Below are 17206 nucleotides of genomic sequence, written 5' to 3'. Positions count from 1 at the left end.
TACAACTTAAATCAGTGATTAATTACCAATTTCATAGTCATCATTTGATTCAATTGTTGGTTCATCTTGACTTATTTTAAATCTTTTAGATTCTTCAATGATATCTTCTTTAAAATGGTCATAAAACAAGCTAGTAGTATCATTAACAGACAACTCTTTAAAGTACTCTTCACTTGATCGACTAACTAAAGATATGTATTCTGTTCGCTTTGTTTCTTTAATGATTAAAGGGGCCAAATCATGTTGTAAACACTGAAAAATCATAAGACTTCTTCCGATTCTTCCATTTCCATCTTGAAATGGATGGATAGATTCGAACTCTAAGTGAAAACTTATAATTGCTTTATATTTTTTTTCTACTGATAAACTATCAATATTTAATGATTCAAATTTATATAAAAAATTATCCATTAAAGGATAGATATTTTGATGTGCTGGCGGAATTGTGTTTGAACCAGAAACTAGAACATCATAATCTCTAAATTCACCAGACACAATACCTTTAATATTGCTTGTTAAAGTAAAATGAATATCCCTTATTAAATCCTTAGACACAGACTTATTGTGATTTAAAGATTTTTCAATTAAATTTCAAGCTGATTCATAGTTTTGAACCTCATTTAATTCACGTAAATTAACAGTTCTGTTTGGGGTTTTATTATCTAATAATAAACAATAAGTTTCACCGAAAGTTAAAGTATTACCTTCAATGTGAGATGAGTTAAAAGCATCTCTTAATTTTAAATCTTCTAAATATTTTTTTGTTAATTTCATATTAACCCCCCTATTCTATTTTAAATAAAAAACAAATATTAAGTATTAACTCAACATTTATTTAATGCTAATACATCGATTAACCAATATCGACTAAGAAGTCCTCAACTTGTTGTTGTTTCAATGGATTTTCATCCAAATCGAAACATATATATTTCCTTATTATGTTGGTACTAAAGATATAGTTATTATAACATTTAAGACATAATAATTCCATGCAAAATCCTTGACAAAATAAAGAAAAAAGTGTCTCTGTATATACACTTTATATCTAAAATTTTTATGAAATTTTGTTTAAGAATAAATCTTTTTTTGCGGTTGTTTTGACTTATGTTTTAACAAAGATTTTTTCATGTTAGTTACAAATTACAAACTAAAATAAAAGCAAAAATTGATAATCAAATTTGTTTATAAGGAAACGTTTTTCTTTCTAAACTTATATATTGAGTTCATTTTCATTTTTTTTGCTGTAATTCATAATATACTTACTCACTTTTAATGACTATTTTGGTGAATTATTTTATAATTAATTAATGATTAAGTAATGATTGGGGAAAAAAATGGCAAGTGATAAAAAGTGAATCAAGTACTATGGTAAAATTGCTGATAAAATTTTGGCATTAGAACCACAAATGAAATCTTTAAAGGATGAAGATTTTAAAATAAAAACAGAAGAATTTAAGCAAAGAATTGCTGATGGTGAAGATGTTGATGATCTATTAATTGAAGCTTATGCTGTTGTTAGAGAAGCAGCTAATAGAGTTTTAGGTTTAAACACATATCGAGTTCAATTAATTGGGGCGATTATTTTAAATAGTGGGGACATTGCAGAAATGAGAACCGGAGAAGGTAAAACCTTGACCGGTTTATTTCCTGCATACTTAAATGCTCTAACTGGTAAAGGTGTCCACATTGTGACTGTTAACGAATACCTATCACAACGTGATAGTGAAATTAATGGTCAAGTTTATGACTTACTAGGAATCACTGTTGGATTGAATGGTGCTAACTTACCTAAATACATGAAAAAAGATGCTTATGCTCAAGATGTAACTTATACAACCAACTCGGAATTAGGATTTGACTATTTAAGAGATAACATGGCCCAAGATGCTGACGCCAAAGTTCAAAGAGGTTTGAACTTTGCAATTATTGATGAGGCGGACTCAGTTTTAATTGATGAAGCAAGAACACCATTAATTATTTCAGGTGGTTATAGTGATCGTAAAAACTTATATGAAATTGCCAATACTTTTTCAACCACAGTTAAATTAAAAGAGGACTTAGAAATTGATCTTGAATCAAAACAAGTTTTCTTAACGGAACAAGGAATGCAAAAAGCCAAAGAATACTTCTCATTAGATAACTTATTTGATGTCAATAATACTGAATTATTCCACTTGATCATGAATGCTTTAAAAGCCCAATTCACTTTTAAAGAAGGTGTTGAATATACTGTTCGTGATAATGAAATCGTTTTAATTGACCAGTTTACTGGTCGAATCATGGAAGGTCGCGCTTATTCTGATGGATTGCAACAAGCACTTCAAGCCAAAGAAGGTGTCGAAGTCGAAGAAGAAACAACGACTTTGGCAACTATTACTTACCAAAACTTTTACCGTCTATATGCCAAATTATCTGGAATGACTGGAACTGCAAAAACCGAAGAAGAAGAGTTTATCAAAATTTATAATACAAGAGTCATTTGTACTCCAACCAACAGACCACTTATCCGAATTGATGAAAATGATTTTACCTTTGGAACTAAACATGCAGCACTTAAGAAATTAGTCCAAGATGTTAAAACTGTTCACGAAGTTGGGAACCCAATTTTGATCGGAACAACTTCAGTTGAATCATCTGAACAAATTTCACGTTATTTAGAAAAAGCAAATTTAAAATTTGAAATGATCAACGCCAAAAACCACGCAAGAGAAGCCGAAATTGTTGCTAAAGCTGGTCAAAAAGGGGCAATTACATTATCAACAAACATGGCTGGTCGTGGAACCGATATTAAATTAGCTGAAGAAGTTAAACATTTAGGTGGGTTATATGTTTTTGGGGTTGAACGAAACGAAGCCAGAAGAATTGATAATCAATTACGTGGAAGATCTGGGCGACAAGGTGATCCGGGAAAATCAAAATTCTATATTTCAATGGAAGATGATATGATGGTTCGTTTTACCACTCCTAAATTAAGAGAAAGATTAAAATCACTTGGAGATGACCATATTGATTCAAGAATGTTTACAAGATCTGTAACTAATGCTCAAAAAAAATTAGAAGGAATGAACTTTGATCAACGTAAAGATGTTTTAGATTATGACAACATTTTAGCTCAACAACGTGAAGCGATGTATGCTCAACGTGATGAAATCTTATTTGCAACTGATCAAAAACCAGTTATCAAAAAATTCCAAATCACGACTGCATATGAATTAATTGTCAAAAATTCACGAATTGTTCGTGGAGAAAAAACAATTGATACTAAACAACTATTAAAAAGCATTGATGGTAAATTTGTTGCAACCGGTGTTTTCAAAGCCTCAGACTTTGAAAACAAAGAATACCTAATTTTAGCCAAAGAAATTGCTGAAGAAATGATGAAATTCTATAAAAATAGAATTGCTGATGTTCCTGAAGATGTTGTTTTACAAATGGAAAGACAAAACATCTTAGCTTCATTTGATGATTATTGAACCAAGCATATTAACATTGCTTCAAAATTGCGTTCTGGAATTTATTTACAACAATATGCGCAAAACAATCCCCTTGCTGAATACATTGAACAAGCAACAACCTTATTTAATAAAACTAAAGTTTCGATCGCTTTTGAAGTTGTTGACAAATTATCAAGAATTGTAATTAGAGAAGATGTTGAACGTGATGAAGAACCTGAACAAATTCAAATCTCTGATCAAGACATTAATGAAATTTTAGCAGCTAATAATATGACTAATGAAAATCTAAACAGAGAAGATATTCACAATATCTTTAGTCAATTAATGGAAGCAAACAAGGACAATCCTGAAATGCAAAAACAAATTGCAACCCATCATGATATCTTGTTAGGTTTGGTGATTGAGTTAGAACGCAGAGGTGCTAATGCTAACCCAAATAAACAAGAAATTGAAATTAATCAAGCTCAAGTTGAAGAGATGGCAAAACATTTAGGGATTGCAGATTTCAACAAAATGACTGTTGAAGAAGTTGAAGAATGCTTCGAAAAATTGATGAGTGAAGAAAAACCAGCTGATGAACAAATTATTATGCAACTGCATTTTGCCAAAGAAATTCTTGTCAATGTCGCCAAAGAAATGGCGATCATTCGCTCAAGTGAAGCTGTTAATAAAAAAGCAAAACCCAAACCAATCAAAGTTAAAACATTAACAAAAACAGAAGAAAAAGAAGAAGTAATTAGCAAAACCAGAATCGGTTAAATGCTCCATATATTGACTAGAAAAGATATCTAGTCATTTTTGGTTTTAAGGAGACAAAATGTTTACAAGAGAGACAAAATTTCAATTGATTTCCAACCACAAACCAGCTGGTGATCAACCAAATGCCATTTATGATTTGATCCAAGGATTAAACGAAAATAAAAAGCACCAAGTCTTACTTGGTGCAACCGGAACTGGTAAAACTTTTACTATGGCCAATGTGATCAATCAAATGAATCGTCAAACTTTAGTGCTTGCTCACAACAAAACTTTAGCCATGCAACTTTATTATGAATTTAAAGAGTTATTTCCCAATAATCGAGTTGAATATTTTGTTTCCAATTTTGACTTCTTTCAACCAGAAGCTTATATTCCTTCAAAAGATTTATACATTGACAAAGATGCTCGCCAAAATATCGAATTAGACATGATGAGATTGAGTGCGATGAATGCCTTAGTGACTCGCAATGACACGATTGTGGTAGCTTCGGTCGCAGCAATTTATGCTAGTCAAAATCCAGTGGATTATGCTGATGCTTTTTTTGAATTAAACATCAATCAAAAAATATCTAAACGTGAGTTGTTGACGTTTTTAGTCCAAACTGGATACACTAGAAATGATGTTGAAAATGCACCCGGAACTTTTAGTGCTAAAGGTGACATTATCAAAATTGTGCCTGGTTGAACTGCCAACATGATGTTTAGAATTTCGATGTTTGACAACGAAATTGAAATGATTGATATTTTAGATATTTTAACTGGGGCTGTGATTAATAAAACCAGAACAATTACAGTTTATCCAGCTCAAGCGTATGTCACCAAAAAGGATAAACTGAAAAAAGCAATTGAAAATATTAAAGTCGAATTAGAAGAACGATTAAAATATTTCATTGACAACGGATTATTATTAGAAGCAGAAAGACTCGAACAAAGAACAAAATATGATCTCGAATCATTAGAAGAATTTGGGTTTACCTCTGGAATTGAAAACTATTCAGCACAATTAGATTTTAGAGCTCCAGGTCAAAGGCCATTTACCTTACTTGATTATTTTCAAAAAGATTTTTTAACAATTATTGATGAATCACACATGATGGTTTCACAAATTAAAGGGATGTATAATACTGATCGTTCAAGAAAACAAAATTTGGTCGATTATGGGTTTAGATTACCAAGTGCAATGGACAATCGACCACTCAATCAAGATGAATTTTTCGCACTTCAAAACCAAATTATTTATACTTCAGCAACCCCTGGAGATTTTGAATTAGAAAAAACTAACAATCAATTTATTCAACAAATTATTCGCCCAACAGGGTTAGTTGATCCAATGATTGAAGTGCGAAAAAGTGAAGGTCAAATCGAAGATATTATCAACGAAATTCAAAAAAGAAAAAACCAAAATGAAAGAGTTTTTGTCACAACCTTAACAATTAGAATGAGTGAAGATTTAACTACTTACATGCAAGAACGCGGAGTCAAAGCTGCTTACTTACACTCGGAATTAAAAACTTTAGAACGTAGTGAAATCTTAAACGATTTAAGAAAAGGTGTGTATGATGTCATTGTTGGGGTTAACTTATTACGAGAAGGTTTGGATTTACCAGAAGTGAGTTTAGTCTGCATCATTGATGCAGACAAACAAGGTTTTTTAAGAAATACCAGATCCCTGATTCAAACAACTGGGCGTGCTGCTCGTAACGTCAATGGACTTGTGATTTTTTATGCAAATACCATGTCTGGGGCAATGCAAGAAGCGATTGAAGAAACATCAAGAAGAAGAGAGATTCAAATCGCTTATAATCAAAAAAATAATATTACCCCAAAAACCATTGTTAAAAGTTTAAACGATACACTTTTAACTGAAAAAGCCTTGAAAATTGTCAAAAAAGTTCAAGGAATGAAATCAATTAAAACTAAAAAAGAATTGATTCAACACACAATTGATCAAATCAGAAGTGATATGTTGAAAGCGGCCAAAGAGTTAGATTTTGAAACTGCAGCGACTTTAAGAGATACAATAATTGAATTAGAACAACAAAAAAATAGATAAGGAAAATATGAGCAAAGATAAAATCATTATTAAAGGTGCTAGAGAAAATAATTTAAAAAATATTGATTTAGAAATACCAAAAGACAAATTAATTGTCTTCACAGGACTGTCAGGTTCTGGGAAGTCTTCTTTAGCATTCAACACGATTTACGCTGAAGGAAAAAGAAGATATATCGAATCTTTGTCAGCGTACGCTCGACAATTTTTAGGGGGTAATGAGAAACCTGAAGTGGATTCAATTGAAGGGTTATCACCAACGATTTCAATTGACCAAAAAACGACTTCTCACAACCCAAGATCAACTGTTGGAACTGTGACTGAAATCTATGATTATTTAAGATTATTATATGCTCGAGTTGGGATGCCACATTGTATTAATGGACATGGAATTATTCAAGCAAGTTCAATTAAAGAAATCATTTTAAATGTCCAAAAAAACACTAACCAAGAAGAACAAATTTATATTTTAGCCCCAATTGCCCGTGATAAAAAAGGGACATTTAAAACTGAGTTAGAAAAACTCGCAACTGAAGGATTTCTTCGTGTCCAAATCGATGGAAAAATTCATCAAATCAACGAAGAAATCCAATTGGATAAAAACACTAGACACAACATTGATATTGTGATTGACCGAATTATTTATAAAAACGAAGAAGAGATTAATTCAAGAATGTATGCCGCGATGGAATTAGCTGTCAAGTACTCTGATGGCTTAATTAAAACCCATTATCCACATACTAAAAACAAAGAAGACCAAATTTTTTCCACATCATATTCATGTAATATTTGTGGTTTTACAATTCCAGAAATGGAACCAAGATTACTTTCGTTTAATGCTCCTATGGGAGCGTGTGAAACTTGTAGTGGACTAGGTGTGAATCTATCGGCTGATGCAGATTTAATTATTCCTGATAAAAGTTTGAGCATTAAACAAGGTGGAATTGCCTACTTTAAAAACACTGTTGGAACTGATAATTTAGAATGACAAAGATTCAGAACTTTGTGTGATTATTATTATATCGATCAAGAATTACCAATCGAAAAATTGACCCCTAAACAATACAAAGCCATTATCTATGGAACAGAAGAACCAATTGAAATTAAACTAGTTTCAGCAAGCGGAAATCGTTATGATAAATTTGATTATATTGAAGGTGTTGTGACATGAACCAACCGTAGATATCTTGAAACTACAAGTGAAGAAATAAGAAAATATTACACTAAATTTATGGCCTCAATTACATGCAACGCATGTCATGGTGCACGATTAAACCCAACTGCCTTATCAATTAAAATTGGGGGTAAATCAATTTCTGAATTTACTGAAATGACAATTGAAGAAGAATTGGATTTTATTCTTAAAATCCAATTAACAGATAATCAAATTAAAATCGCAGAATTAGTTTTAAAAGAAATAATTTCCCGTATTAGTTTTTTAAATGAAGTTGGTTTAAGTTATTTAAACCTTTCAAGAAGTGCTGCAACTTTAAGTGGGGGTGAAGCACAACGAATTCGTTTAGCAAAACAAATTGGTTCACAACTAACTGGAATTTTATATGTTTTAGATGAACCGAGTATTGGTTTACACCAAAAAGACAATGATCGCTTATTAAACACCCTAAAACATTTAAGGGATTTAGGAAATACCTTAATTGTTGTTGAACATGATGAAGACACGATGAAACAAGCAGATTGAATTGTTGATATTGGTCCAGGTTCGGGAGAACACGGGGGAGAAATTATTTTTAACGGAACTTACAATGATATTTTAAAAGCTGATTATTCAATTACTGGTCAATATTTAGCCCATAAATTATCAATCCCAGTGCCTAAAAAAACTCGTGGCGGAAATGGTAAAAAATTAGAAATTATTAAAGCGAGCGAAAACAATCTAAAAAATATTAATGTAACAATTCCCTTAAATAAATTTATTTGCATCACTGGGGTTAGTGGTTCAGGAAAATCCACTCTGCTTGAAGATATTATTTACAAAGGGATTACCAAACATATTTCTAAAACCACAGTCACAACTGGTCAATACAAACAAATCAATGGTTTAGAGAACGTTGATAAAGCGATTTATATTTCTCAAGAACCCATTGGAAAAACACCCCGTAGTAATCCAGCTACTTATACTGGTGTTTTTGATGATATCCGTGATCTATTTGCTGAAACCAACGAAGCTAAAATCCGTGGTTATAAAAAAGGGAGATTTTCATTTAATGTTCCTGGGGGAAGATGTGAACATTGTCAAGGAGATGGTGTGATCACAATTGCAATGCAATTTATGCCAAGTGTGGAAGTTGTTTGTGAGGTTTGTGAAGGTAAACGTTACAATGTTGAAACTTTACAAGTTAAATATAAAACCAAAAATATTTATGATGTTTTAAATATGACCATTGAAGAAGCATTATTATTCTTTACCAATATCCCACAAATCAATCAAAAATTGCAAGCAATTTTTGATGTCGGACTTGGTTATATTCGTCTTGGTCAATCAGCTACAACTTTAAGTGGGGGTGAAGCACAAAGAGTTAAACTCTCAACTTACTTATTGAAAAAAGCGACTGGTAAAACTGTCTTTTTATTAGATGAACCAACAACAGGATTACATATTGATGATGTTAAACGCTTAATTGAAGTCTTAAATAAACTTGTGAATTTAGGAAATACAGTCATTGCAATTGAACATAATTTAGACTTTATTAAAGTTGCTGATTACATTATCGATTTAGGACCCGGAGGGGGAAAACTTGGGGGAAATATTGTGGCCACCGGAACTCCTCAACAAGTGGCTAGTGTAGCAAATTCTTATACAGGTGAATATTTAAAGAGGTACTTAAATGATTAAAGTTGATCAAGAAATAATTCCTGTTCATCAAAGGTTTGCTCAAGAATATAACTTGGGCAAAGCTTTAAAAAAATTAAATCATCCTGAAAAAAATATTCCAACAATTAATATTGTTGGAACTAATGGAAAAGGATCAACTTCACTTTTTCTTGCAAAAACACTTGAACAAAAATACCAAAAAGTTGGCTTATTTACTTCACCTGCTTTTATTTATCACAATGAAAGAATTCAAATTAATGGTCAAATGATTAGTGATGAAGATTTAAAAAAATATTTACAATTAATTGAACCAGAGATTAAAGAATTTAATTTAACTTTCTTTGAAATTTGAACTTTAATTATGATTTTATATTTTAATGATCAAAAAGTTGATATTGCCGCTGTTGAAGCTGGAATTGGGGGGTTGAAAGACGCCACTAATTTAATGTCTGAACAAGTGATGACATTGTTAACTTCAATTTCTTTCGACCACACTGAAGTGTTGGGTGAAAAAATTGAAGATATTATTGTTCAAAAATTAGGCATTGTTAAACCCAAAACCAAATTAATTGTTTCGCACGATAACTTACAATATCAAGATACGATTATCGAACTTTTAAAAGACAAGGATGTTCAAATTATTTGAGCTGACCTTTTTGATGATGTGATTTCTTATCAAGGTCGCAATAAAGGATTGGTTTCCAAAGCCCTTGAAGTGTTACAAATTGAACACAATGATTTAAATCTTTCCCCGCCATTAGGAAGATACACAATTTTAAAATCCGATCCAAAATGAGTGATCGATGGGGCACATAATTTAGATGGAATTACTCAATTAATTGCAACTGTTAAACAACAAAATTGAAATCCAATCATTTTATTTGCTTCAAGCACATATAAAAATCATCAAGAAATTTTAGATTTACTTCAACAAAATTTTGACCAAGTTTATATTACCAATTTTGACCATTTCAAATCATGAGATATTCGTAAAATTAAAAATATTAACAAGGTGAAAGATTGACAGGTTTTTTTAAAAGAGTATAGTAATAAAGATATTTTAATTTGTGGAAGTTTATATTTTATTCCGCTTGTTTATGAATGATTCAATAATAGGGGGTAATTATGTATTTTATATTGACCAATACTCTTTCGATTTTAGCAATTATTGTCATGTTTATTGGTTCAATTGTAATTGAAAAATTTTCTTATAAACGTTTAACAATTTATAACATTACAGTGCTTGGGGTATTGACTGCTTTAAGTATTATTTTTACAAACATCATTGGATATAACATCAATATTATGGGTTCTCGATTTATGATTGGAAACTTTATTATCTTTTTAGCAGGAATGTTATTTGGACCCATTGCTGGAATTTTAAATGGAATTGCCGCTGATTTAGTTGGGACTATCATCAATAGTGCTGGTCAATTCAATGCCGGATTCATGCTTATCAAAGTTGTATATGGAGTCATGGGAGCGTTAGTCTTTTTAGATCGAAAAAATAGTTGATGAATTTTTAAATCAACTATTTATATGGGAATAGCCCTGTTTTTACATTTAATGGTTTTAAATCCGCTTTTAATGATTACAACATACACTGAAGTTAGTTCATTTGAAACCTTCTTTCAATACTATTGATTAAATCTACTTGGAACCTTTCCAAAACCTGGAGTTCCAAAACCACTTCTCTTCATTATTGAGTTACCAATTTATGTTTCATCTTCAATTGTTTCGTTTAGAGTGATTTACTTTTCTGTTGCCAGAATCCCAAATCGTCAAGGCACAATTTGATGTGCTAAATCTGGAGATTTGGGATCAATCCTGCGCAAGAAGAAAAAAGTATTAGCAATTGAACACCAAGAAAATAATGTGCTTTCACACCAAAAAGATCTTCAAGAAATCAATCCAGACGAATAACTTTAATTTTTAAAAAATCAAGAATTTCTATCCTTTTTATTCTAAAAAGGATTTTTTTTAGAACTTTTTTAAACTTTTTAGACCCTTTTTAAGATTTTTTCATAAATTATTTTTATAATTTTTTTGTTAAAAAGTTTAAAAAGAAAGGAAAGCAAAAAAATAAAAGATGAAAAAATTATTAACAATATTGGGAAGTATTGGAATGATAACAGGGACTGCAACAAGTGTTGTTGCATGTGGTGTTTTCATCCCAACATCTGATCAAAGAATTAGTCTTCTAGACATTGATGACATCAATGTTGTTGAAGGAGAAACAAAAGAAGAAATTCAAGCAAGAATCCAAGCAAGAATTCAAAAAGCGATCAATTCAAATCTTGCAAAAACTATCCGTCCTGTGTTTGGAATGGATTATGAAATTATATGACCCAGCGATGAATTATTAGCTGGTGAAATAATCACAGTTAAAGCTAATGCAACTTCTGAATGACTTAGAGATTATTTTGAAATTCGCATTCAAGCAAAAACACTAATACACGATCAAAGAATTAGTCTTCTAGGAATTCGCGTCACTGACATTATTGAAGGTGATGAAAGAGAAGAGATTTTAGAAAAAATCCAAAAAGCCATTGATAATAAACTCAAAGAAATTAAAGGCAATGACCAAAAAGCTGTCTTTGGCAAAGATTATGTAGTTGATGGATTGGAGGAAAAGTGAACAGAACCAGGAATAATTTTGGTTAGAGCAAAAGATGAATCTGAATTGATTAAGGATTCCTTCGTCATTAGAATGAAGGATAAAGCACCAATTCAAATCATCAAAATTAGTATTTCAGACATTAACGACATAGAGGCTGTTGTTGATTATGAAAGAGAAGAAATTGCAGAAAAAATCCAAAAAGCCATTGATAATAAACTCGCAGAAGCTAACCCTGATCGCGTTAAAGAAGCTGTTTTAGGTATTGATTATACAATTGAATGACCCAATGATGAATCTGTTGTTGGTAATAATATTATCGTTAAAGCTAGTGATAAATCAATGCTAATTATTGATTGATTTGAAATTAAAATCAAACCATCACATGAAATAATCGATGGAAACTTTGACAAAAAAACTGCAGTACCTAATGGAGTGAATTACTTTTTCTTTGATGAATCTTTAATTAAAGATTATGATGAAGTTGAAGTTGTTGAAGTTGATCACAATGGTCAAGAGATAAAAGATGAGTCATTTAAAAAACTTAGATACGCATGACTATATGAAAAAGGTTGAATAAATAATTCTGGTTTAACTGAGGATATGATTCCAACTGAAGGCCCAGATCAAAGAACAGTTTCAATCACGGCTAAGAATCATGTAGGTCTTGCATATGTTAAATTAAAAGGTGTTAAAAAATCGAATTCAAAGACAAAAACAAAAGAATTCTTGAATGTAAATTTTGTTGTTGATATTAAAAAGTTCAATATTGCCAGTTTAAATAACAAATTAAATGCCTATGTTGGTGAAGAACAAAAGACTATAGAATCTAGAGTTCAAACGATGATCGATACGGCTACTTTTATGCACACTTCTGAGGATATGAAAAATATCACAGAACCGAAAAGAGATTTTGTTATTAAACATTATCCTTTACATGACGGAATTCATGTAGGTGATCAAATTACTGTTATAGCTAACAAAAGCTCTAAGTCTATTTTTGGAGAATTTAGTTTTAAACTTAAAGCAGATACACGAGTAGATATTTGAGACTTGCAATGACAATTTACACCAAAACCTGCTGAAACATTTAAAACTTTTAAAAACAGATTTCAAGAAGCGCTAAATGATAAATATCCAGAACTTAATCTGCAATTAAAAAAAGATTTCTTTATTCTTTCCAATCCTCTTTTAAATGATGATGACATTATAGCTGGACAACGGATAACAATTAATGCACATATAAATTCTGATAAAATTAAATGCGAAATAAAATATTTTGTACCTCCTGGAAAATAAACTGAAAAATCTACAAAAAAAAGTGTAGATTTTTTTTGTAGATTCTTCTAAACAATACAACCTCTATTTTGCAATTTTGGACTTAAAAGTATGGTTTTTAACCATTTTTGTGTCGTTATTTATCCATTATTTTACTTTTTTTAAACTTTATTTATACTCTTATATGTTGCGAAAAAATAAGGAAGAAAAGAAAATATGAAAAAATTATTAATGATCTTAGGGAGTGTTGGAACGATGACCGCAACTGCAACAACTGTTGTGGCATGTGGTAATCCAAATTCCATATCTGATCAACAAACAAGTATTAATGGTATTAAAGATTTAACAATAACTATTAATGACGACAAAGAAGCTATCAAAAATCAAATTCAAGAAGCTATAAATAATGTGATTGAGGGAGCTATTTTAGATACTGATTATACAATCCAAGGATTGAAGGATTCTTTCGAAGTTGGTGATAAAATCACAGTTGTAGCAGTAGAAGGTTCGAATTTAATTAAAGATTCATTTGAGATTACAATTCAAGATGGGCAAACAAACTTAGAACCAGAACAGTCTGAGCCAAAATTGATAGTACCAAATGGAATGATAAACTTTACATTTGAAGAAACATTAATCAATGGTTATGAAGACAAAGATCTTAAACCTGTTGAAGTTGATGAGAATGGTAACGAAATTAATGACGAGAATAAGAAACTTTCAAATATAATGTTGTGACCCAAATCATTGATTAACAGCATTGGTTTAGGTGATGGCTTTGTACCAACAGAAGGTGAAACACAAAGAACAATAAATGTTCAAGCCAAGGACAAGGAAGGTTTAGCATATGTTAAACTGAAGTCAGTACAAGAACCAAATTTAAATACTGAGTTAAGTGAAATTTTTGCTTTTAATATCCAAAAAATGGACATTGCAAGTTTAAATAAAAAAATAAACGCCTATGTTGGTGAAAAAGAAGATGTGTTGAAAAGTAAAATTAATTTTATGATAAACACAATTACAAGTGCCGTCATTACTGATAAAGAATATGATGTTGAACTACCAAAAAATGGATTAAAATTAGGTGAAATAGTAAAAGTAAAAGCTAAAGAAGGAACTGATGGTCAAAATGGTTCTCCCTCAATTTTTGGAGATTTTAGTTTTGCAATCAAAGAAGATGACAGAAAAGATCTTTCTGAATTGAAAGATAATCTAACAATAAACCGCAGTGACTCAACAACACAAATTAAACAAAAAATTCAAAAAGCAATAGATAATATTTGTCATGGACTTAAATTCAAAAAAGACTATTTTGTTAAGGGTTTAAATCCTCTTAGTGGAGTTGTAGATTTAAAAACATCGAATATAGAAATCGGTGCACACCCCAATTCTGATAAGATTAAAGGTATGGTATCTTTACCGATTCAATCTAAATAATTAAATCCATGCTCCTGCTTACATGAGTAATATAATAAGTTATTAATAGATAAAAAATGATAGCACACCACATAAAAATGGTGTGCTTTTTCATGATCAGATCCGATTATTTATAAAATAACATGCATCTTGATAGCATCTTAAATTCATTTTTTCATTTGTAAAAACCTAGACCTATAAGTTAATTTTAAATTCCATATTTGTCCATTATTAGGGCAAAAAGTTACAAAATTTTAGGGTATTTCGCTTTTTTTTGTTAAAAAAGCAATTATTATTGAATTATGGGAACACATTCCCATGAAAGGAACTTTTGAATTATGAAAAAACTATTAGGTCTTTTGGGGACTCTTGGTTTAGCCTCAACAAGCGCGACGGCTGTTGTCTCATTGGTCGAAATACCAAAAAGCAATGATTCTAAAACGATATCAAAAGAAAGTTTGCAGACGCTAATTACTGAAGTCAGAAACTTAGCAACTACTAACAAAGATAAAGCACCCGACGCTTATAAAACACTATATAAAGCAATTGGAGAAGCTGAAGGGGTTTTGGTAATTTATCAAAACGAAACTGAAAACTATGGTGTGTTAGATGAAGCACATAAAAATTTAACGAATGCTAAAGAAACTTTTATAGGTTCGTCTGATGAATTAGCAAAAATAGACACGCTTAAAAATAGAATTACTAGTGCAGAAAAAATTCCAAAAGGTGACAAACTTGAATCAGCTTGAAAGACATTACAACAACAAATTGGTGTTGCCATAACAGTTCGTGATAAAAATCCAAAAGCTGGTGAACAAAGTCTTGTTAATTCAACAGTCTTAGATTTGCAAACCGCGATGGTTGCATTTTTTGATGCAACTAACACACTTGCTGATTACACTGGTTTAAAAACTGCAATTGCAGATGCCAATAAAGCTTTAGAAACACCTAAAGCTGAAGAAGCAATGAAAAAATTAAGAGATGCAATTAAAGCAGCAGAAAGTTTTCCAACTGATTTATCATCAGGGGCACAAGCTGAAGTTAATAAAGCAGTTCAAAGATTGCGAGATGCAATTGAAGAATATAACAAGTCAGGGCAACCAGAAATTCCTGAAACTGATCTTGATTTAAAAGCTTTAAAAGCTTTAATTGTTACAGCCAAAGGAATTGCAAGCGATGCAAAAAATCAATTCAAACCATTAGCAGAACGTAATAAATTTGAAGAAGCAATTGGACATGCTGAAGGAATTATTGCTGGAAAACCAGTTCTTGGTCAAGAGCAAAAAATTAAAGCTGAAGTTACAGCCTTACAAACTGCAATCACCAACTTTAACAAAGTAACTGATGAAAAAGCTGATAAAACAATGTTGGGGAAAAACATTGATGCTGCTAGAAATATTCAAACAGCAAACAAAAAACCAGATGCAGTGACTAAATTTAAACAAGCCATTGATGCTGCAGATGTTGTTTGAAACAGGGATCTAAACATTGATAAACAAAATGAATACGATCAAGCTGCAGAAAATATGTGACAAGCAACTTTTGATTTCGTTAGCTCAGCTAATCGAATCAATATTAATTATGAAATCTATAATGGAGCTCTTTTAACTGTTCCTTTAGCAGATAGTAAAAAAGAAACAATTAAGAGACAATTAGAAATCCAATTCCCAAAAGTTAAAGAAGGAACCGATTATACAATTGGAGATGTTAAAAAATCAAACAAGGTTGATAAGACAAGCGTTCTAATAACTGGAATGGGTAATTACACAGCAACAGCGACTGTCTACTTTGTATTAGATATTAAAAGCATTGAAGGTGAACTTGATACTCTTGTAAATGCGAATCCAGCATTTTGAACCACTGCTGAATTAAAAGCTGAAATTGAGAAAAAAGGTATAGATGTTGGAAATGGTTTAAAAGTAACTGAAATCTATGTCGATATACCATTTAAATTGAAAAGATTTAAAATTAAAGCTAATGATAGATATGAGTTTAGTGCTTATAAAGGTGAAGTAATTATTAATCAATTTTTAGAAAGAGAAAGAAGATCTAAAACTGTTTATGTTGATATAAACACTAATATAATAAAAGAACCAGATACTCCAGCTCCTGAAGGAACAAAAGAAATTATCCATCTTGGATGAGACGCAAAAACATTTCAAGCACATAAAGTCCCTTCAACTATTGAAAAAGTTTCACCATATGTTAGTCCAAAAATAACTAATATGAGTAAAATGTTTAATAAAGCCAAAGTATTTAATGGAAATATTTCGAGTTGAGATACTAAAAATGTAACCAATATGAGTGATATGTTTTGAGAAGCTGAAAAATTTAATGGAGATATTTCAAAATGAAATACTTCAAGTGTAACCAATATGAATGCTATGTTCCAACATGCTTCATCATTTAATCAAGACTTAAAAACAAATGGTAATTCTTGAAATGTTTCAAAAGTGACCGATATGGGTATTATGTTTGAAGATACAAAAGCATTTAATGGTGATATCACAAATTGAACCACAGGACAAGTAACTGTTATGAATAGAATGTTTCAAAGAGCGACATCATTTAATCAAGATTTAAGTAAGTGAAATGTCGGAAAAGTAACAGATAAGACTAATTTTGATACGGGTGCAACTGTCTGAGAAGAAAAATTTAAACCAAATCTTAAATCGTAATTTAAATAAACTTTAACAACTAATTAGTTTCAAAAGATTAAGAATCTTCAAATCACCACCTTTTTATCAGGTGGTGATTTTAATGCCGTGGGTGTCATTATTTGTAAAAAATTAAAGGTT

General features: G+C 30.8%; 9 protein-coding genes. 8 read left to right on the top strand and 1 reads right to left on the bottom strand.

The features are described 5' to 3' along the window. Positions 1-18: 18 nt before the first annotated feature. Positions 19-774, bottom strand: coding sequence for a Fic family protein (locus tag ELUMI_RS00505; RefSeq protein WP_025734440.1), 756 nt, complete (start codon positions 772-774; stop codon positions 19-21). 560 nt (positions 775-1334) lie between these two features. Between ELUMI_RS00505 and secA the strand changes: the two genes are divergently transcribed. The 8 genes from secA to ELUMI_RS00465 all read left to right on the top strand — a co-directional run bounded on the left by secA (position 1335) and on the right by ELUMI_RS00465 (position 17086). Beyond that, the gene (gene secA / locus ELUMI_RS00500) at positions 1335-4214 is read left to right on the top strand and encodes a preprotein translocase subunit SecA (protein WP_025734441.1); all 2880 of its coding nucleotides are present in this window, start codon (positions 1335-1337) and stop codon (positions 4212-4214) included. Positions 4215-4272: 58 nt separating this feature from the next. Then, positions 4273-6267 carry an excinuclease ABC subunit UvrB gene (gene uvrB, locus ELUMI_RS00495; protein WP_025734442.1) on the top strand — a complete coding sequence of 665 codons (1995 nt, stop codon included), beginning with the start codon at positions 4273-4275 and terminating at the stop codon, positions 6265-6267. Positions 6268-6274: 7 nt separating this feature from the next. Then, the gene (gene uvrA / locus ELUMI_RS00490) at positions 6275-9118 is read left to right on the top strand and encodes an excinuclease ABC subunit UvrA (protein ID WP_025734443.1); all 2844 of its coding nucleotides are present in this window, start codon (positions 6275-6277) and stop codon (positions 9116-9118) included. Continuing rightward, positions 9111-10220, top strand: coding sequence for a bifunctional folylpolyglutamate synthase/dihydrofolate synthase (locus ELUMI_RS00485; RefSeq protein WP_025734444.1), 1110 nt, complete (start codon positions 9111-9113; stop codon positions 10218-10220). The genes uvrA and ELUMI_RS00485 overlap by 8 nt, the downstream gene beginning before the upstream one ends. 2 nt (positions 10221-10222) lie before the next feature. Then, positions 10223-11020 (top strand): folate family ECF transporter S component, encoded by a 798-nt coding sequence (locus tag ELUMI_RS00480; protein WP_025734445.1) that lies wholly within the window; start codon positions 10223-10225, stop codon positions 11018-11020. A gap of 166 nt (positions 11021-11186) precedes the next feature. Then, positions 11187-13013: a lipoprotein gene (locus ELUMI_RS00475; RefSeq protein ID WP_025734446.1), complete on the top strand. Its 1827-nt coding sequence runs from the start codon at positions 11187-11189 to the stop codon at positions 13011-13013. Positions 13014-13208: 195 nt separating this feature from the next. Continuing rightward, positions 13209-14429: a Vmc-like lipoprotein signal peptide domain-containing protein gene (locus ELUMI_RS00470; protein WP_025734447.1), complete on the top strand. Its 1221-nt coding sequence runs from the start codon at positions 13209-13211 to the stop codon at positions 14427-14429. Between the two features lie 317 nt (positions 14430-14746). Beyond that, complete coding sequence (locus ELUMI_RS00465; RefSeq protein WP_025734448.1) at positions 14747-17086, top strand: BspA family leucine-rich repeat surface protein; 2340 nt, start codon at positions 14747-14749, stop codon at positions 17084-17086. Positions 17087-17206 lie beyond the last annotated feature (120 nt).

The sequence above is a fragment of the Williamsoniiplasma luminosum genome (assembly GCF_002803985.1).
GTDB classification, from domain to species: domain Bacteria; phylum Bacillota_I; class Bacilli_A; order Mycoplasmatales; family Mycoplasmataceae; genus Williamsoniiplasma; species Williamsoniiplasma luminosum.
The sequence above is the reverse complement of the archived record's forward strand: the minus strand, read 5'-3'. Positions and strand labels throughout refer to the sequence as shown.